The organism is Heyndrickxia oleronia, assembly GCF_017809215.1.
GTDB lineage: Bacteria > Bacillota > Bacilli > Bacillales > Bacillaceae_C > Heyndrickxia > Heyndrickxia oleronia.
Window position 1 is genome coordinate 306,243 of the sequence record NZ_CP065424.1, and the last position, 17,651, is coordinate 323,893.

Genomic DNA, 17,651 nt, shown 5'->3' on the forward strand with positions numbered 1-17,651 from the left:
ATTATTTATTTTTTTGTATTTACATACCTTACAAGGGTATAGTAAAATGACTGTTGAGGGTGCTAAGTATAGAAATAGATTGTAATTAAGCAAAAGGCGAATGGAGTATTTTTTTATTTTAGTATTAATTATACCATTCGGTAGTATGGTATTTATTGAATTTCCTCATCTCCCTTATTAGGAATTAAACGACGCCTATAAAAGATGTCCTACAGAATCAATCAAGTGATCAGATAGTCTATTTATTGGTGAGCCCTATACTAATGAGTAAAGACTTAACTAAGAATAGGATGTGAAGGTGGAATGGATGAGAAAGAAACGAAAATAAAGCTGGCTGTTAATGGTGGCATTTCTTTTGGTGCCAAATTAAATGCTAGGCAATTAACTGTAATTACAGAGTATTTGAATGATGGCGACGAGCTTGAGCTGACAACATTTCAACAGCTTTATATTGAGGTACCAGAGGACAAAGTGGAGGTAATAAAAAATAGATTTAAGGAAGTTGGTTTATCCTGTTATCCAGTAGGGAACTTTGTGAAAAGCTTGAGAACCTGTAATTTTTGTAAAGGTGCAGAGAGAGAAGGGATGCCGGTTGCTATCGAAGTAAATGAACGAATTGCTGGAAAACCTGTTCCCTTTACCTTAAAACCCGCATATACAGGTTGTCCGATTGGATGTGGCGAGCCACTAGTTAATGATATTGGCATAATGAAAATAAGGGATGGATATGATTTATATATTGGTGGTAAAGCAAAAGGAAAGGATGCACAAATAGGGACTCTATTTATGGAGCAGCTGATCCCTGAACAGCTCTATATGGTGGTGGAGCAGTTGATTGCTATATATGCAGAACAAGGAAAAAAGAGAGAGCCTTTCTTTAAATTCATTAGTCGCCTTGGAATCGATCATCTTAAAAACCATATAGAGGGACAAATAACGAATGAATAATAATTTATTTGCATCAATCATGTTTTAAAAAATTTAATATTGTATTTATTTTTTGTTTTCGATATGATAGGAGAAATATTTAAAAAGTTATGACAGGATTCAGTAGTGTCTTATCTCCCTGTAATAGAGAGCCGATGGTTGGTGGAAATCGGAACAAAGATAAGGGCGAATTACCTCCTCGAGCTTTCTTTGCGAAAAATGAAGTAGCAAAGAACGGACGTACCGTTATACGTTTGAGCGGAAGAGCATATTCTTCAATGAGGGTGGTACCGCGTGTAAGACAGCCACGTCCCTTTTATAAGGGGTGTGGCTGTCTTTTTTATTTTAATAAAATAGGAGGTTAATAAAATGGAACAGTTTATTAAACGGCTAACAAGTGAACAATTAGAAGAGATGGAGAGGCAGTTTGCTATTTATGTAAATGGGACACAAGAAGTCATTCCTGCCCTTGAGTTGAAGAATAAAATTGCAAAATCTCTTATATTAAATACTCCGTTGAAGGTAAAACTGGGGCTAGATCCTTCTGCACCAGATGTTCATCTAGGACACACTGTTGTCCTTAATAAACTCAAGCAATTTCAAGATAATGGTCACATCATTCAGCTTATTATTGGTGATTTTACTGGGAAAATTGGTGATCCGACTGGTAAATCAACGGCAAGAAAGCAGTTAACTGATGAAGAAGTGAAACATAATGCTAAAACGTATTTTGAGCAGTTTGGAAAAGTTCTTGATATGGAGAAAGTTGAGTTGAATTATAACTCATCATGGTTATCTGAACTAGATCTGGAAAAGATTATTCATTTAGCTAGTAGTATGACGGTTGCACGATTACTTGAAAGGAATGACTTTTCAGAGCGTTACGCAACAGGCAAACCGATCTCATTGCATGAATTTTTCTATCCATTAATGCAGGGATATGATTCGGTCATTCTTGAAAGTGATATTGAATTAGGCGGAAATGATCAACATTTCAATGTACTAATGGGGCGTCATCTTCAGGAACATTATGGCATGGAAAAGCAAATTGTTATCCTTATGCCATTACTGGAAGGGCTGGATGGAGTAGAAAAAATGTCGAAGTCAAAACATAATTACATCGGTATCGATGAAAAGCCATCTGAAATGTTTGGAAAGACGATGTCGCTCTCTGATGAATTAATGGGAAAATACTTTGATCTAGTTACAGATTTATCACTTGAAGATAAGTTGAAAATAAAAAATGAGTTAAAGTTAGGCAAGCTTCATCCTCGTGATGCAAAAATGTTATTAGGTAAAACCATTGTAAACATGTATCATGGGGCAGAGGCTGCTGATCATGCGGAAGAAAACTTTAAAACCATTTTTCAAAAAGGTGCCATTCCAACAGATATACCCGAGCATAAATGGGATGGAGAGAAACGAATAGGCATTATCGAACTTCTTGTGACATTAGAATTACTCCCATCCAAAGGTGAGGCACGGAAAATGATTGAAAATGGCGGGGTGAAAATGAATTCAGAAAAGATTAATGATATTTTTACTGAAGTATCAATAGTAGATGGAATGATATTGCAAGTTGGAAAACGGAAGATGTTAAAATTAAAATTGTAACAATACAAACACAAATTTTTTACCTATTCACCTAGTTATCTTATAAGATAATAGTATATACATGTTTTTTAGAGGTGACTTTATGAGTAATAAAAAGAAGAGGCTAATCACTCGGACCATTATTTTAGTCGTCTTACTTGGAGTGGTTGGATTTACCTTATACCAAAATCTACATAAAGATAAAAAGGTGGCAATTGGGGATAAAGCCCCTAATTTTAAGCTTGAGACACTAGATGGTGAGACATTCCGATTAAAGGATTTAGAAGGGAAAGCGGTTCTAATCAATTTCTGGGGAACATGGTGTGAACCATGTAAACGGGAAATGCCCCTTATTCAAAAGGCATATGAAAAATACCATAAACAAGGATTTGAAGTTGTTTCGATTGATCAGAAAGAAGCGAAATTTATCGTAAATAAATTTATTAAACAATATGGATTAACCTTCCCAGTCATGCAGGATAAGGATTCAAAGGTAAACAATATGTATAATGTTTATAATCTTCCAGCCAGCTTTTTTGTTAATAGAGAGGGAAAAGTTGTAAGAATGGAAGAAGGGGAAATGAAAAAGAAGGATTTAGAAAAATGGATTCATGAAATATTATAGAAATATAGTAAAGGGTGCGTTTCACAACAAGTGATCGCACCCTTTTACATGTTGGCTATTTTCGTAAAGCTTGTTGCTTTTGTAAAAGCCCAATTACCAGCTTTTACACCCAAGAAAGGTTCCAGTGGTTCGTATAGAGATTGTAGCTTTTTTCTCAGTAATATGGATGGTTAGCGATTCTCAGCCGATATTTACTAGTTAAAGCTTTACTTACATAGCAACTTTGTTTGAGAAAACTTTCATGATCTTTCGCTCTCAACCCAGAATGAAAATGGGTTCTCTGTCCCATAATGTAGATACCACAAACAGTGAGTATATGACGTAGCTCTTATTGGTGGTCTTACCCTGTTGAGAAAACTGTTGGAATGAATTTGGTGCACAACCCATTGTTAGCTCTCTCAATTTCGAGAGATGACTACGAACAGAAAAATGTTTAATTTCAAATTCATTCCACTGTTTGTGGAATATTTTCAGAAGGTGGAGTGAAATGGAAACATTGCACAAACGATGTGCAGGCCTAGATGTTCATTCGGAAACAATAGTTGCCTGTGTCATTCTTGGAGAATCAGAAACTGACTTGATTAAGGAGACTGAAACATTTCCTACTTTGACGAAGGATCTGTTTCATCTTCTTAAATGGCTTGAGGAGAAGGAAGTAACCCACATCGCAATGGAAAGTACAGGCGTCTACTGGAAACCTGTATACAATATCTTGGAGGATTTCTTTGATATTACTTTGGCAAATGCTCAAAGGATTAAAAATGTCCCTGGAAGGAAAACAGATGTTTCGGATGCTGAATGGATTGCTAAATTATTAAGACATGGCTTAATAGAGAAAAGTTTTGTCCCTCCCGAAGACTTTCGAAATTTGAGAGATTTGACTCGCCTCAGAAAAAAAATGGATTGGACACATGACATCCGAAAAAACCGAATCCAAAAGGTACTAGAGTCCTCAAACATCAAATTAAGCACAGTTATTTCAGATATATTTGGAGTATCAGGACGAAAACTATTGGAACAACTCATGAATGAAGGTTATATCGATCAAGAAGATGTCGAACAAAAGATACATGGAAGAATGGCCCATAAAAAGCAATTGATTACCGACTCACTATTTGGAACATTAAATGATCACCAGCTATTTCTTATTAAGCAATCTTGGATGCACATTGTTAATTTAGAAGAATTAATATCAGATATCGAGAAAAGAATCGACGTCATTTTATCCAACTATCAGGAGGAAGTACAGCTTCTGGTTACAATGCCGGGAATTAAGAAAGACACGGCAGCTGTTATCATTGCGGAAATAGGAGTAGATATGGGACAATTTCCAACCTCCAAACATCTTGCATCATGGGCAGGATTGTCGCCCGGAAATCACGAAAGTGCTGGAAGGAAAAAAAACACTAAAACGGTTAAAGGAAATCCTCATATTAAATCTGCATTGTGTGAGGCTGCGTGGGCTGTTTCAAGAAGTCGGAATCAAAGATTAGGAATCAAATATTGGTCACTAGCTGCAAGAAGGGGAAAGAAAAAAGCACTCGTTGCCATCGGACATCGAATGCTAACTATTGTCTATCATATGCTTCAGAATAAGGAACCCTACCATGAGTCAACTTAAATTAGCATTATAGACAAACAACAGAAAAGTTAAACGAGAAACCGAAAAATTCGGTAGCTCTGCTTTCCTATTGCCCAAATTAAATTATTTATAGCTTGCACAATTTTAATCAAGTTTAAACTTAATAAATTATTCTTAAAGGCGGAGTTTTATTTTCACAGAAAAGAGCCTACCTATTAAAGATTCTTTACTTCATAACGCTTTTCAAGATAGTTTTGAAGAATCGAGATGATTGAACAGATTCCCCAATAGATTAATGCAGCTACAATATACATGGTCATATAATCGTATTCACGTCCACCAACAATCTTGGCTTTTTGAAAAAGCTCAGGCACGGTAATCATTGCCGCTAATGATGTTCCCTTGATTAAATCAAGATACACATTTGACAAGGGGGGGAGAGCTAATTTCACTGCCTGCGGAAGAATAATTTTCCTCATTGTTTGCCAATAAGTAAAGCCCAGTGAGGAGGCTGCTTCCCATTGTCCTTTATCTACAGAGGCAATTGCAGAGCGATTAATTTCCGCCATATATGCTGCACTGTTTAGACTAAAACCGATGATCGCTGCCGTTACGGCTGTAAATTCAATACCGATCATAGGTAAGCCAAAGTAGAGAATAAATAAAAAAACAAGAATTGGCACCCCACGCATAAATGAAATATATAATCTTGAGGGAAATCGGAAGAGCCACTTGTTTGACATTCGACCTAGTGCAATAAAAAAGCCAAGGATTAAACCCAATAGCATACTTACTAAAGAAATGAGTACGGTATAGCCAATACCTTGCATAACATAAGGAAAGGATTCAATGGCTAATTTGATATCAAATATATACTCCCATTGAATGTTCGCCATATTCCTCTTCCTTTCTAGATGTAATTACTTAAGTTCAACCTCAGGTTGTTTTGTTACATCGGCTCCATCAAAGAATTGTTTGGATAGCTTTGCAATCGTTCCATCATCTAGCATTTCTTGAATGGTTTGATCAATATGTTTCTTTAATTCGTTACTGTTTGCTTTTTTCATGACAATGCTTGTCCCTTTTTCACCAGTTTCGAACTGGAGATCAGGATGAATGGTAATATTTAGATCTGGAAAAGCAGCAATTGCTAGCTTTTGTAAATAATAATCATTAATAATGATATCTGTTCTTCCTGCTGAAACATCTCTTAAGTATTGTTCATTGGTTGCATTATCATAGACTACTTCTTCTGCACCAAATTTTTTTGCTATTTTCATATAGTTTGTTGTTGCCTCACCAGCCGCTTTTTTTCCTTTTATATCATCGACCGTTTTAATCCCGGATAAATCATCTTTTCGTACAATTGCTGTTGCATAAGAAAATTTGTAAGGAGTGGAAAAAGCGAATTTCTTATTTCTACTTGGATCATTTGTTTTATTTATATCATTGGCCGCGATATCGACCTTTCCACTGTTTAAAGAAGTTAGCATGCCATCAAAAGCCATTTCTTTAAAATCTACTTTTAAATCCATTCTTTTAGCCATTTCTCGCACGACTTCTACTTCAAATCCAGTTAATTTATCTGTTTTGGATTCGTGGAAGGAAGTTGGATAAAGTGTTCCAGAAGTAGCAACAGTAATCTTTCCTTCCTTCTTAATTTTATCCCAGCTTGAATTTTCCTTCTTTTCCTTTGTGGAATCTCCATTACCACAGGCAGCAGTTACAACAACCAGTGCCAAAACTAAAACAAACATAAATAAGTGCTTAAAAGGATTTCTCTTGTTCATGATGTCCTCCCCAAAATACTGTAATCAGTAAAAACATAGCATTCAACTAGGATTTATGCAATCGCTTTTTCAAAAGGAAAGATAAGACGGAATTTTTAGTAAATCTCATGTTGGGGTCAGACCCCAAAAGGGAAGCTTCGAAAGAAGAAAGTCACTAATGGCAATGTATTTTAATAGGGGGTCTGACCCCCCCATAAAAAGGAAACCAACTTTTTTCCTATTTATTTAATAAAATATGAAAGGTTTGGATTGAATTTTTTGTTTGATTATGTATAATGGTCTAGGAAAGTAAACTTTAAGTTTAATATAAGTGAACTTTATTCATTTGTAGTTTACTAATGCTAAACATGAATGAGGGTTATTACAATGCAAATCGGAAAAAAGATTAAAAATTTACGATTAAAAAAAGGATTAACCCAAGAGGAACTTGGTGAGCGTACAGATTTAAGTAAAGGTTATATATCTCAGATTGAACGTGACTTAAGTTCCCCATCTATCGAAACATTTTTTAATATTCTTGAAGTTTTGGGTTGCGCACCAAAGGATTTCTTTGATGAACAAGAATTAGAACAGAAAGTAGTCTATGGAGAACAGGATCAAACCGATTATATAGATGAGGAAAGAGGCTATCAAATTCAGTGGCTTGTTCCGGAGTCAAATGAAAAGGAAATGGAGCCAATTATTTTAACCCTAGAAGAAAAAGGGGAATTTAAAGAATTTGAACCATCTTTATCAGAAACATTTGCTTATGTATTAAGTGGACAAATCATGATTCGGTTAGGTAGACGCGTATACTCCGCAAAAACAGGAGAAGTGATCTATTATCATGCTTCCGAGAAACATCAAATCATCAATGATTCCCCAGGTATCTCCAAATTACTTCTCGTTGCAACAGAGTCTTATTTATAATTTTTAAGGGGGGAGCCCACTATGACTGAAAACACAATTATCCGCTTTGAAGAGGTAACAAAGCAATACGATGATGACCCTGCTGTTCTAAATAGTGTTAGCTTTGAAATTGAACGAGGGAAGTTTTATACACTATTAGGTCCATCTGGGTGTGGAAAAACGACTATTTTACGCTTGATTGCTGGGTTTACAGAGCCGAGCCATGGGAATATTTATTTTAATGGGAAAGTGGTTAATCATGTTCCCGCAAATAATCGTCAAGTAAATACTGTTTTTCAAGACTATGCCCTTTTCCCACATTTGAATGTGTTTGATAACGTAGCCTTTGGCTTGCGTATTAAAAAGATGAAAAATGCCGAAGTTCAACAAAAAGTGAAAGAGGCATTGCGTTTCGTCAATTTGGAAGGCTATGAAACTCGTGAAATTAGAGAAATGTCAGGTGGACAACGCCAGCGTGTTGCAATTGCACGAGCTATCGTCAATGAGCCTGAAGTGATCCTCCTTGATGAACCGTTATCGGCACTAGATTTAAAGCTACGTACTGAAATGCAGTACGAACTTCGTGAGCTACAACGTCGTCTCGGAATTACATTCATCTTTGTTACTCATGATCAGGAAGAAGCTTTAGCAATGTCTGATGAGATATTTGTTTTAAACAAAGGGAAAATTCAACAGAGTGGAACACCAACAGATATTTATGATGAACCAATTAATCGCTTTGTCGCTGACTTTATTGGTGAATCGAATATTGTACCAGGAAAAATGATTCAGGACTTTGAAGTAGAGTTTGTTGGCAAACAATTTGAGTGTGTCGACCAAGGTTTTGATCCTAATGAATCTGTAGAAATTGTTATTCGACCAGAGGATTTGGAAATTACGAAAAAGGATCAAGGTAAGCTAAAGGTCCGCGTCGATTCCCAATTATTCCGTGGTGTTCATTATGAAATTTGTTGTTATGATGAAGCGGGAAATGAGTGGCTTGTTCATTCAACTAAAAAAGCAGTAGTAGGCGATGAAATAGGACTTTATTTTGACCCAGAGGCGATCCATGTCATGAGATTTGGTGAGACAGAAGAAGAATTTGATAAGCGATTAGAATCATATAATGAGGGCGATCATGCAAACTAAATCACGCAATATATATCTTATTCCGTATGTTCTTTGGATTATTCTATTTGTCGTCGCTCCTATTCTTCTAATCTTGTATTATTCCTTCTTTAATATTGAAGGAGATTTTTCATTCGAAAACTATCGCAAGTTTTTTACACCAGTCTACTTAAAAATGACTCTGAGTTCATTTTGGTATGCGTTTTTAATTACAGCCATTACATTAATTATTTCCTATCCGACTGCATATTTACTAACAAAAACGAAGCATAAGCATCTATGGCTATTGCTGATTATTTTGCCTACGTGGATTAATTTACTGTTAAAAGCCTATGCATTTATTGGAATTTTCGGAACGTATGGTACAGCAAATACATTTTTAGAATGGGTAGGCATTGGAACTAAACAAATATTATTCACTGATTTTAGTTTCCTATTTGTAGCGGTTTATATTTTTATACCTTTTATGATTTTACCGATTTTCAACTCGTTAGAAGAACTGAATCCAACCCTTTTAGATGCTTCGAAGGATTTAGGTGCTTCTCCTTGGACAACGTTTCGTCGCGTGATTTTCCCATTAACGATAGATGGAGTAAAATCTGGATGTCAGGTTGTATTCATCCCTGCATTGTCCCTGTTTATGATTACACGATTAATTGCAGGAAACCGTGTGATAACGCTTGGTACAGCGATTGAACAGCATTTCCTCGTTACACAGGATTGGGGAATGGGGTCAACAATTGCCGTCTTTTTAATTATAGCGATGGCATTATTCATGCTTGTTACAGGAAATAGAAAGAAAGGGGTATAACATGGGAAAAAAAGGAAAAATAGCTAATCTTTATCTAGTCATCATTTTTATTATTTTGTATGCCCCAATCTTCTATTTAATGTATTACTCGTTTAATAGTGGGGGATCCATGCATGACTTTGAAGGTTTTACATTGGAATGGTATAAAGAGGTATTTCACGATACAAGGTTATTAATCATTGTGTTAAATACAGTTGTCATTGCTCTTCTTTCAGCAGCATTGTCTACCATTCTGGGTGTTGTTGGTGCATTGGCTATTTATTTTGTGAGAAAAAGAAGATCAAAAAATACATTATTAACACTGAATAACGTACTAATCGTTAGTCCAGATGTCATTATTGGTGCATCTTTTCTAATTTTGTTTACGATTATTGGTATTAAGCTAGGTTTCTTTTCTGTCTTACTTTCACATATTGCCTTCTGTGTACCTATTGTTGTATTGATGGTATTGCCGAAGCTTCAGGAAATGAGCCCGACACTACTCGATGCTGCACGAGACTTAGGTGCAAGCCGATGGAATGTGCTGACAAAGGTTGTGCTGCCATTTATTACTCCAGGGATTTTTGCTGGGTTTTTTATGGCATTAACCTATTCACTAGATGATTTTGCGGTTACTTTCTTTGTAACGGGAAATGGATTCTCAACATTATCTGTTGAAATTTATTCAAGGGCAAGACAAGGTATTTCTTTATCTATTAATGCATTATCAACCTTGATCTTCTTGTTCACAATCATTCTCGTGATTGGATATTACTATATTAATCAGCGTAATAACCGCCCAAGTGGAATGGGGGTTAAAAAATGAAGCAACTTGTACGAGTGTTTATTATGATTTTTATCGTGTCATTTGCGATTCTATTTTTTATCAATCGAATTAATTCTTCTCAAGGACTTGCCGGTGGGAATACATTAACGGTTTATAACTGGGGAGATTATATTGAACCGAAATTAATAAAGAAATTTGAGAAGGAAACAGGAATTAAAGTCATTTATCAAACCTTCGATTCGAATGAAGCGATGATGACGAAAATTCAGCAAGGTGGAACCACATTTGATGTCGCTGTGCCTTCAGAATATGCGATTGATAAAATGAAGAAAGAAAATTTGCTCTTGCCAATGGATCATTCAAAGCTACCGAACCTGAAATATATTAATCCTCGCTTTTTAGATTTACCGTTTGATGAAGGGAATAAATATTCAATTCCTTATTTTTGGGGAACGGTGGGAATTGTATATAATAAAGAGCTTCTTAATGGAAAGACCATTTCGAGCTGGAATGACTTATGGGATAAAGGACTAAAAAATCAAATACTATTAACAGATGGTGCACGAGAAGTTATTGGAATGGGATTAAATAGTCTGCATTATTCCTTAAATGATACAAATGAGGCACATCTTCAAGAAGCGAAACGTAAGCTAGATTTATTAACACCAAATGTAAAAGCTATTGTTGGAGATGAAATTAAACTATTTTTAGCCAACAATGAAGCTGCCATTGGTGTAGTATGGTCTGGAGAAGCAGCAGGTATTGTAGAAGAGAATGAGGATTTAGACTATGTTGTTCCAAAGGAAGGCTCTAATCTTTGGTTTGATAATATGGTCATTCCTAAAACTGCAAAGAATATTGATGGGGCGCATAAGTTTATTAATTTTATGCTTGATCCAAAAAATGCAGCAGCAAATGCTGAGTACATTGGTTACTCGACGCCAAATGAAAAGGCATTGGATTATTTACCGAAGGAAATATCTGAAGACAAGCGCTTCTATCCAGATTTAGATAAAGCTGAAGGTCTTGAAGTATATGAGAATCTCGGAAAACGAATGCTTGCTCACTATAATGAACTGTTCTTAGAATTTAAAATGCATCGAAAATAGCAGGATAAAAACCGATTTTGGCCATAGCTGAGATCGGTTTTTTTAGTATAATGACTTTCAATAAAATGTCCACTAAAAAACAATTTAGTTTTAACGAAAAAGACGTTGTTTTAGAAGGAAAACTCATATTTACAAAGAAAAGTGTCATTACAAATGATTTTTGTAGAAGAAAGGAAAATGGTCATGAAATTAGATAGGCTCTTAGCGATTACAATGGTTTTGATCAATCAACGGAGAGTGCAGGCACAAGAGCTAGCAGACATGTTTGAAGTGTCGGTACGAACCATCTATCGTGATATTGAGACACTTAATCAAGCGGGAATCCCAATAGTGACTTATCAAGGGCAAAATGGTGGCATTGGGTTAATTGATGGTTTTAGAATGGATAAAAATGTTTTAACAAGAGATGAATTATCCGCTATTTCTACTGCATTAAAAAGTATTTCTACCTCCTATCAAGATGAACATGCATCAACCATACTGGAAAAAATTAAAGGATTGTCTGACTCCCAACAGCCGCCAGAAACTATTTTTGTAGATTTTAGTCCTTGGGGTGGAAATCCATTGTTAAAGGGAAAAATCACAAGCTTAAAACGGGCAATCGAAGGCTCTTTATGTGTACAATTTTTCTATTCAAATAATTTAGGAGAGAAATCTTATCGGGATGTAGAACCACATACGATTGTTTTGAAAGGCCAATCTTGGTATTTATACGGTTTTTGTTTACATAGAAGAGAATTTAGATTATTTAAGATTCCGAGAATGAAAGATTTGGTATTAAGTGACAAGACATTTTGTAGAAAGGAAGTGCAAGTTGATCAATCTCCTTGGGATAAAGCTTGGTACAATCCAAAAAACGTGATACAGCTTACAATAACCTTTCAAGAAAAACACCAATCCATTATGGAAGAGATGTTTGGAATTGAAAATGTGACAAGGGATGAAAATGGGAGACTCCTTGTCCATACAGAAATGCCTGAGGATGAAGGGATGTACAGTTTTTTACTTAGCTTTTCGGATCGCATTGAAGTACTTGAGCCCTTACATGTAAGGAAAAAACTAAAAGACCTGCTAAAAAACATGATAGATAAATACTTGGATGATAATTATTGAAACATGACATAAAGATGTCAAGTTAGGGTCGATATACTAGGAAAAAAAGGAGGTTGTTAATAATGAATCAAGTATTTTGTCAAAGCTGTGGGATGCCTATGAAGGAGAGCTCTGTTTTTGGAACTGAATTGACGGGGGAAAAGAATAAGGAATTTTGCTTATATTGTTATGAAAATGGGGAGTTTAAGCAACCAAATATGACGATGGAGGAAATGATCCAATTTTGCATCCCATTTATGGTAGAGGAAGGGATGAAAGAGGATGAGGCACTTACTATTTTGCAGAAATCGATGCCATATTTAAAACGTTGGAGGAAAAGTGAGCCGATTTCCGAACCTAAAATAGTCTTAAAAGATGGTTTTACCTTCATGGGAATAAATACAAGAACAATGAATGCAATAGAAGCTACTCCTGAAGGTGTGATCCCATCTATGTGGGAAAAATATTATACAGGGCAAATTGCAGCGCAAATACCAAATCAAGTCAACCCACAACATACAATTGCCCTCTATTCTAACTATGAAAGTGATGCTTCAGGCGAATATGATTTCTCTATTGGAACAGAGGTGGAAGAGCCAAATCAATCTTCAAATGATTTCGTGATCAAAACGATACCGGCATCCAATTATGCTGTATTTACAACTAATCAGGGGAAAATCACTGAAATTGTTCCGATGGCATGGATAGATATTTGGAAATGGTTCGAAACTTCTGGTGTAGAACGCACATATACAGGTGATTTTGAACTGTATGATGAGAGATGCGTTGATCCCGACCAAGCAGTGGTAGATATATATATAGCGATTAAATAATCGGTTGATTTGTAAACTGATTTCTCTTCTGAAATAATAAAAGAAATAGATTATTTCAATGAAGGGAGCTAAAGTAAATGAAAGTATTTGTTGTCGGAGCAAATGGACAAATTGGTCGACACCTTATTCAAAAGCTCAAGAAGAATGAAGAACATACACCAAAGGCAATGGTAAGAAATGAAGCGCAGTCTCTCCAATTAAAGAATGAGGGAATTGAGACAGTAATCGCGAATCTTGAAGATAAGGTGGAGACAATAGCAGATGCCATAAAAGGCTGTGATGCAATCGTCTTTACGGCAGGCTCTGGGGGGAAAACGGGTGCCGACAAGACCTTACTGATAGATTTGGATGGAGCAGTGAAAACAATGGAAGCTGCAGAAAAGGTAGGAATTAAACGTTTTATTATTGTCAGTGCTCTACAAGCACATCACCGTGAAAATTGGAATGAATCAATTAAACCATATTATGTAGCAAAGCACTATGCTGATCGGGTATTAGTTTCCAGTAATTTAGATTACACAATCATTCGTCCTGGTGGATTGTTAAATGATCCAGGTACAGGGAAGGTCTCAATTGCAGAAAACCTACAGAGAGGGGCTATTTCTCGAGAGGATGTTGCTGAACTGATCATCGCTTGTCTTAATGAAAAGAATACATTAAGGCGTTCATTTGATGTAGTAGCAGGTGAAACACCAATTAATGTGGCAATCAAACAACTATAGGTGGAAAGGTGGGCTATCATGCGTGGTATAGCCCACCTTTCCTTTATTCACCGATCATTTGTATATCGATGATCTCCCATTTTTAAAGTAGGACCTTTATCTATTTTATTTATCCTGCTCTTCTTTCCCTTTTGTTTCTGATCTCGATAATCCAAAATCCAAGCAATTGATACGACCATAATTATGGCGGCAATGAGCCAATGCATTCACTCCACCTCCAAATGCATTTGTTCAAAAAGGTTTCCCAAGTGATACTGGTTTAGGCACCTATAATAGAATATGCATAAGAAGAGGTAAATGTTTCTTTCATATTAGATCCAACCCTTGTTTTGAGCGATAGTAATGGCTTCCATTCTATTTTTTGCTTCTAATTTTTGAATGATTTCAGAAATATAGTTACGTACTGTTCCTGAGGACAAGAAAAGAGCGGCCATAATTTCCTTTGTTGTTTTTCCTTCGGCTGCTAATTTTAAAATTTCTTGTTCACGAGGTGTTAAAGGATTTTCTTCTCTAATGAGATCAAACATCAATTCTTGACTATACATCCGTTTTCCTGAAATCACCTGGCGAATGGCATCGGATAGATCCTCAATGGAACTATCTTTAAGTAAATAACCATCAATACCAATTTTAATCGCACGTTCAAAATAACCTGGTCGTGCAAAGGTCGTTAATATGATGATTTTAGTTGGATTGTTTATTTTTTTTAGAGCTTCTGCCACATCCAAACCACTTTTTACGGGCATTTCAATATCCATCAGACAGATATCTGGATCCAACTTTAAAATAGAGGAAAGTGCTTCTTCGCCATTTGTAGCTTGACCAATAACTTCCATATCTTCCTCAAGATTTAGTAATGATCCGAGTGCTCCGAGCAGCATCCGTTGATCTTCTGCGATAAAGATTCGTATCAAACGACAGCACCTTCCTTCTCTAATTTTTTGATAATAGGTATCTGTAATTCTAGGCTCGTTCCTTTTTGATGTGAGAGTAGTAGAATGCCATCAATAAGGGAAAGTCGTTCCTCCATGCCTTTTAAGCCATTCCCATTTTCATTTTTATTGTTTAATCCAATTCCATCATCTTTAACGATAAAGCGAAGGCTATCTGTAGTAGATTGGATTGTAATGGAACAGTTTTTTGCTTTACTATGTTTGACAACATTTGTTACAGCTTCCTTTAGACACATGCTAATGATATTTTGCGTCAATGGAGGGATGTTAGATAAGTCAGTTAAACCCTCGTGATGGTAGGCTATTCCTGCCGCTTGTAATATTTCTTGAACTTGAATGAGTTCCTCCGCAATCGTAATGGCTCGCATGCTAGAAACAAGCTCGCGTACTTGTTTAAGAGCAGATCTTGATGTTTTTTCTATTTCCTTTGCTTCTATTTGTGCTCTTTCTGGATCGATTTTAGTCAATTTTTCTACAAGCTGACTCTTTAATGTAATAAGGGATAAGGTATGCCCGAGTGTATCATGTAGATCACGGGCAATACGTGTCCGTTCCTCCCGTTTAACCAACTCTTTAATCTTTTCATTTGCTTGATCTAACTGCTTTTCAAGCTCCATCCGCTTATTCATGGAACGAATGCCAAATGGAGATAAGATCATAATCACTAAAAACGGCAAAATGTAGAGAGTATTCGTTGAAAAGAATAGACCGTGATAGAAAGCCGGTATTAACTCCATTAAGATAAAACTAATAAGTGCAATCTTAAATTTCTTTTTATCAAAATACCATCCGATAAAATTAGCTGGAAAGAACCCCATGAATAATAGGTTCGGATCATAAAACATACTAAACAAAAATACAATTGCCATTTGTATGGCTAAACAGTAGGAAAAAGCAACAACATTAGAAACCGAAAAGTATAGCTGACGATAGGTGAATAAAAATATACCTAGAAGAATAAATCCAATGATTCTCCTTAAACCAGTTTCGCCAGCTATATAAAAGACAGGAAGAGCTAAATAAACAAGAAACATATATGGGAAAAAACCATATCTCTTAGGGAATATTTGAAACCTTAAGCTTTTTAATTGAAACATTCATGATCACACCGCTTCTTGTTTTCTTCGTATATATTTTGATAGTAGCATGAAAGCGACAAAATAACAGAATAAAATGAGAATATTTTTCCATTCTGGCAAATTTCCTTGAACAATTTGCCATGCACCATTTCCATAATTATAGGAAGGAAGCCATTTTCCGATTGCTTGCATCATTTTGGGCATAATCTCCATTGGCATCCACATACCACCTGAAACGGCTAAAACCATATAAAGAACATTACTAATCCCGGATGCTGTTTCAACTTTATTCATTGATCCAATAATCGTACCAAATGCTAGAAAAGGAATCGAGCCAACTAAGATCCATAGTCCACTCATTACCCATTCAAATAAAGTTAAAGAAACGCCATTAATAATCGCTCCTGCGATAAAAATAACACAAATTGAAAGAATGTGGATCACTGTTTGACCAATCATTTGTCCAAAGAAATAGACAGAATCAGGCAGTGGCGTCAACCTCATAAAGGTGGACCATCCTTGCGATTTTTCTTGTACAATTCTGATCCCTAAGGTCATAATTGATGAGCCCATGACACTAAAGGCAGTCATTGACATTAAATAATGTGCATGCCATGCTTCAGCATCAGGTGCTCCAGTATTAACGACCTTTGTAAAAATGAAATAGAATACGATTGGCATTAAAAGGGACCAAAAAACAAAATAGGGATTTCGTAACACTCTTAATATCTCAGCTTTACATTGTAACCATGTCAGTCTCATTTAAATGACCTCCTTATGCTCAGTTGTTAATTGTTCAAATGCTTCTTCCAATTTTCCTCGTTCAATTTGTATATTATGAGCCCCAATATTTTCTGAAAACAAGAGGGCTAATACGGCATCTGTATCATCTGTTTGAACATATACTCGATCATTTTTTTCAAAAATAGCAGTTATAACGGAATGTCCATAAAGCTTATTAATTGATCCAGAAGTAGTGTGGAATGAAACAAATTGTTTCGTCAGTCTTGCTTTTATTTCTATTGGAGTTCCGTCAGCAATAATACTACCTTTATTGAATAAAATAATCCGTTCTGCCACATCATCAGCTTCTTGAAGATAATGAGTAGTAAAAATAATCGTTTTGCCTTTCTTAGATAGCATCTGAATCGTTTTCCAGAAACGGTTTCGAGAAGAAATATCCATTCCGACGGTTGGTTCATCTAAAATAATTAGCTCTGGATTTCCGGAAAGAGCGAGGGCAAAACTTACACGCCGCTTTTGACCACCCGATAATTTTTCCGCGCGAGTTTTTAAATCACTTTCAGTTAAACCCGTTAAAGCAATCACTTCTTCTAGTGAGAGCGGCTTGGGATAGTACTGTCTGACTAAATCAAGTAATTCTCGTACCTTTAGCCCCTGCATGACACTTACTTCTTGGAGCATAATCCCCAGTTTTTCTCGTACACTCTTATCATCTGGATTTTGATTAAACAGTCGAACCTCTCCAGAAGTAGGCTTCAGTAGACCGAGCATCATCGAAATAGTTGTTGTTTTTCCAGCCCCATTTGGTCCCAGTATGGCAACGATCTCTCCTTTATTTATTGAGAAAGAAGCTTCTTTTACCGCATGCTTATCCTGAAAGGCTTTTGAAACCTGATTGACATTGACAATTTCATTCATTGATAATGCACCTCCGTAATTTATAGTCTTAGTTTAAAAAATATAATGAGATGCTTTTAGTAAGGAATGTCATGTTTATGAGATGACAAAT

Annotated in this window: 19 protein-coding genes and 1 other annotated feature; of the genes, 12 read left to right on the forward strand and 7 right to left on the reverse strand. The window is 35.9% G+C overall.

Translation table 11 applies throughout. The annotated features are described in order from the left end of the window. Positions 1-303: 303 nt before the first annotated feature. The 4 genes from I5818_RS01655 (at position 304) to I5818_RS01670 (ending at position 4,766) form a co-directional block, all read left to right on the forward strand. Positions 304-948: an NAD(P)/FAD-dependent oxidoreductase gene (locus I5818_RS01655; protein ID WP_071977342.1), complete on the forward strand. Its 645-nt coding sequence runs from the start codon at positions 304-306 to the stop codon at positions 946-948. A gap of 80 nt (positions 949-1,028) precedes the next feature. Next, positions 1,029-1,245: a binding site (T-box leader), on the forward strand. A gap of 51 nt (positions 1,246-1,296) precedes the next feature. After that, positions 1,297-2,541: a tyrosine--tRNA ligase gene (gene tyrS, locus I5818_RS01660; protein ID WP_078110773.1), complete on the forward strand. Its 1,245-nt coding sequence runs from the start codon at positions 1,297-1,299 to the stop codon at positions 2,539-2,541. Between the two features lie 82 nt (positions 2,542-2,623). Beyond that, the gene (gene resA, locus I5818_RS01665; protein ID WP_071977339.1) at positions 2,624-3,145 is read left to right on the forward strand and encodes a thiol-disulfide oxidoreductase ResA; all 522 of its coding nucleotides are present in this window, start codon (positions 2,624-2,626) and stop codon (positions 3,143-3,145) included. A 487-nt stretch (positions 3,146-3,632) separates the two neighbouring features. Further along, positions 3,633-4,766 (forward strand): IS110 family RNA-guided transposase, encoded by a 1,134-nt coding sequence (locus I5818_RS01670; RefSeq protein WP_209391844.1) that lies wholly within the window; start codon positions 3,633-3,635, stop codon positions 4,764-4,766. A gap of 176 nt (positions 4,767-4,942) precedes the next feature. Here I5818_RS01670 and I5818_RS01675 read toward each other — a convergent pair whose 3' ends face one another. Together I5818_RS01675 and I5818_RS01680 are read right to left on the reverse strand one after the other, a co-directional pair. Then, complete coding sequence (locus I5818_RS01675) at positions 4,943-5,623, reverse strand: amino acid ABC transporter permease (RefSeq protein WP_058004196.1); 681 nt, start codon at positions 5,621-5,623, stop codon at positions 4,943-4,945. A gap of 24 nt (positions 5,624-5,647) precedes the next feature. After that, a complete protein-coding gene (locus tag I5818_RS01680) occupies positions 5,648-6,517 on the reverse strand; it encodes a transporter substrate-binding domain-containing protein (protein WP_078110262.1) in 870 nt (289 codons plus the stop codon). A 366-nt stretch (positions 6,518-6,883) separates the two neighbouring features. Here I5818_RS01680 and I5818_RS01685 point away from each other — a divergent pair, with 366 nt between their 5' ends. The 8 genes from I5818_RS01685 to I5818_RS01720 all read left to right on the forward strand — a co-directional run bounded on the left by I5818_RS01685 (position 6,884) and on the right by I5818_RS01720 (position 13,866). Further along, positions 6,884-7,426 carry a helix-turn-helix domain-containing protein gene (locus I5818_RS01685; RefSeq protein WP_078110263.1) on the forward strand — a complete coding sequence of 181 codons (543 nt, stop codon included), beginning with the start codon at positions 6,884-6,886 and terminating at the stop codon, positions 7,424-7,426. 21 nt (positions 7,427-7,447) lie between these two features. Beyond that, positions 7,448-8,554: an ABC transporter ATP-binding protein gene (locus I5818_RS01690; protein WP_078110264.1), complete on the forward strand. Its 1,107-nt coding sequence runs from the start codon at positions 7,448-7,450 to the stop codon at positions 8,552-8,554. Next, on the forward strand, positions 8,544-9,344 hold the full coding sequence (locus tag I5818_RS01695; protein ID WP_058004192.1) for an ABC transporter permease: 801 nt from the start codon (positions 8,544-8,546) through the stop codon (positions 9,342-9,344). Before I5818_RS01690 ends, I5818_RS01695 begins: the two co-directional genes overlap by 11 nt. 1 nt (position 9,345) lies before the next feature. Further along, on the forward strand, positions 9,346-10,149 hold the full coding sequence (locus I5818_RS01700) for an ABC transporter permease (protein WP_078110265.1): 804 nt from the start codon (positions 9,346-9,348) through the stop codon (positions 10,147-10,149). Further along, the gene (locus I5818_RS01705; protein WP_058004190.1) at positions 10,146-11,219 is read left to right on the forward strand and encodes an ABC transporter substrate-binding protein; all 1,074 of its coding nucleotides are present in this window, start codon (positions 10,146-10,148) and stop codon (positions 11,217-11,219) included. Before I5818_RS01700 ends, I5818_RS01705 begins: the two co-directional genes overlap by 4 nt. A gap of 153 nt (positions 11,220-11,372) precedes the next feature. Next, complete coding sequence (locus I5818_RS01710; RefSeq protein ID WP_235849669.1) at positions 11,373-12,332, forward strand: helix-turn-helix transcriptional regulator; 960 nt, start codon at positions 11,373-11,375, stop codon at positions 12,330-12,332. 62 nt (positions 12,333-12,394) lie between these two features. Then, on the forward strand, positions 12,395-13,144 hold the full coding sequence (locus I5818_RS01715; protein ID WP_078110266.1) for a zinc ribbon domain-containing protein: 750 nt from the start codon (positions 12,395-12,397) through the stop codon (positions 13,142-13,144). A 77-nt stretch (positions 13,145-13,221) separates the two neighbouring features. Beyond that, entirely contained in the window at positions 13,222-13,866 is a 645-nt protein-coding gene (locus I5818_RS01720; protein ID WP_058004186.1) for an SDR family oxidoreductase, read from the forward strand. 47 nt (positions 13,867-13,913) lie between these two features. Here I5818_RS01720 and I5818_RS01725 read toward each other — a convergent pair whose 3' ends face one another. The 5 genes from I5818_RS01725 to I5818_RS01745 all read right to left on the reverse strand — a co-directional run bounded on the left by I5818_RS01725 (position 13,914) and on the right by I5818_RS01745 (position 17,560). Then, complete coding sequence (locus tag I5818_RS01725; protein WP_169846913.1) at positions 13,914-14,072, reverse strand: hypothetical protein; 159 nt, start codon at positions 14,070-14,072, stop codon at positions 13,914-13,916. A gap of 105 nt (positions 14,073-14,177) precedes the next feature. Then, positions 14,178-14,780, reverse strand: coding sequence for a response regulator transcription factor (locus I5818_RS01730; RefSeq protein ID WP_071977334.1), 603 nt, complete (start codon positions 14,778-14,780; stop codon positions 14,178-14,180). Beyond that, positions 14,777-15,916: a sensor histidine kinase gene (locus I5818_RS01735; protein ID WP_078110267.1), complete on the reverse strand. Its 1,140-nt coding sequence runs from the start codon at positions 15,914-15,916 to the stop codon at positions 14,777-14,779. The genes I5818_RS01730 and I5818_RS01735 overlap by 4 nt, the downstream gene beginning before the upstream one ends. Positions 15,917-15,922: 6 nt before the next feature. Continuing rightward, complete coding sequence (locus tag I5818_RS01740) at positions 15,923-16,660, reverse strand: ABC transporter permease (RefSeq protein WP_071977332.1); 738 nt, start codon at positions 16,658-16,660, stop codon at positions 15,923-15,925. Further along, complete coding sequence (locus I5818_RS01745; protein ID WP_078110268.1) at positions 16,661-17,560, reverse strand: ABC transporter ATP-binding protein; 900 nt, start codon at positions 17,558-17,560, stop codon at positions 16,661-16,663. Between the last annotated feature and the right edge of the window lie 91 nt (positions 17,561-17,651).

What these genes read in the sequence shown, in the direction of transcription:
- I5818_RS01675 (WP_058004196.1), bottom strand. Translation starts at nt 5,623, where the DNA reads ATGGCGAACATTCAATGGGAGTATATATTTGATATCAAATTAGCCATT.
- I5818_RS01735 (WP_078110267.1), bottom strand. Translation starts at nt 15,916, where the DNA reads ATGTTTCAATTAAAAAGCTTAAGGTTTCAAATATTCCCTAAGAGATAT.
- tyrS (WP_078110773.1), top strand. Translation starts at nt 1,297, where the DNA reads ATGGAACAGTTTATTAAACGGCTAACAAGTGAACAATTAGAAGAGATG.
- I5818_RS01670 (WP_209391844.1), top strand. Translation starts at nt 3,633, where the DNA reads ATGGAAACATTGCACAAACGATGTGCAGGCCTAGATGTTCATTCGGAA.
- I5818_RS01690 (WP_078110264.1), top strand. Translation starts at nt 7,448, where the DNA reads ATGACTGAAAACACAATTATCCGCTTTGAAGAGGTAACAAAGCAATAC.
- I5818_RS01700 (WP_078110265.1), top strand. Translation starts at nt 9,346, where the DNA reads ATGGGAAAAAAAGGAAAAATAGCTAATCTTTATCTAGTCATCATTTTT.
- I5818_RS01745 (WP_078110268.1), bottom strand. Translation starts at nt 17,560, where the DNA reads ATGAATGAAATTGTCAATGTCAATCAGGTTTCAAAAGCCTTTCAGGAT.
- I5818_RS01680 (WP_078110262.1), bottom strand. Translation starts at nt 6,517, where the DNA reads ATGAACAAGAGAAATCCTTTTAAGCACTTATTTATGTTTGTTTTAGTT.
- I5818_RS01715 (WP_078110266.1), top strand. Translation starts at nt 12,395, where the DNA reads ATGAATCAAGTATTTTGTCAAAGCTGTGGGATGCCTATGAAGGAGAGC.
- I5818_RS01685 (WP_078110263.1), top strand. Translation starts at nt 6,884, where the DNA reads ATGCAAATCGGAAAAAAGATTAAAAATTTACGATTAAAAAAAGGATTA.
- I5818_RS01720 (WP_058004186.1), top strand. Translation starts at nt 13,222, where the DNA reads ATGAAAGTATTTGTTGTCGGAGCAAATGGACAAATTGGTCGACACCTT.
- I5818_RS01695 (WP_058004192.1), top strand. Translation starts at nt 8,544, where the DNA reads ATGCAAACTAAATCACGCAATATATATCTTATTCCGTATGTTCTTTGG.
- I5818_RS01705 (WP_058004190.1), top strand. Translation starts at nt 10,146, where the DNA reads ATGAAGCAACTTGTACGAGTGTTTATTATGATTTTTATCGTGTCATTT.
- I5818_RS01725 (WP_169846913.1), bottom strand. Translation starts at nt 14,072, where the DNA reads ATGCATTGGCTCATTGCCGCCATAATTATGGTCGTATCAATTGCTTGG.
- I5818_RS01710 (WP_235849669.1), top strand. Translation starts at nt 11,373, where the DNA reads ATGATTTTTGTAGAAGAAAGGAAAATGGTCATGAAATTAGATAGGCTC.
- I5818_RS01740 (WP_071977332.1), bottom strand. Translation starts at nt 16,660, where the DNA reads ATGAGACTGACATGGTTACAATGTAAAGCTGAGATATTAAGAGTGTTA.
- resA (WP_071977339.1), top strand. Translation starts at nt 2,624, where the DNA reads ATGAGTAATAAAAAGAAGAGGCTAATCACTCGGACCATTATTTTAGTC.
- I5818_RS01655 (WP_071977342.1), top strand. Translation starts at nt 304, where the DNA reads ATGGATGAGAAAGAAACGAAAATAAAGCTGGCTGTTAATGGTGGCATT.